We start from the raw sequence: 226 nt of genomic DNA on the forward strand, positions 1-226 counted from the left end.
CCATCAGCGCTGAGAGGCTTAACTGCCGTGTTCGGGATGGGAACGGGTGATCCCTCTCGCCATAGTCACCGGAAAATTCAAACTGTTTATCAACTTCCTTGCCATACTCGTTCCTAAACAGTTTGCTCTCGCAAACCATTTGGAACTTTTTGAGGTTTGTTCCCTCAAAACTTTACAGAGAATTTGTTCGTAAGAGAATTTCACTACTACTTCAGGTCAAGTCCTC

General features: G+C 44.7%; 1 rRNA gene. It reads right to left on the reverse strand.

Going from position 1 to position 226, the window contains the following annotated elements:
* A 5S ribosomal RNA gene (rrf, locus tag Ga0451573_RS19615) occupies positions 1–73 on the reverse strand; the annotation flags it as partial.
* Positions 74–226: the final 153 nt, after the last annotated feature.

Origin of the sequence: Phosphitispora fastidiosa (assembly GCF_019008365.1) — a bacterium.
In the GTDB taxonomy this organism is placed as follows: domain Bacteria; phylum Bacillota; class Thermincolia; order Thermincolales; family UBA2595; genus Phosphitispora; species Phosphitispora fastidiosa.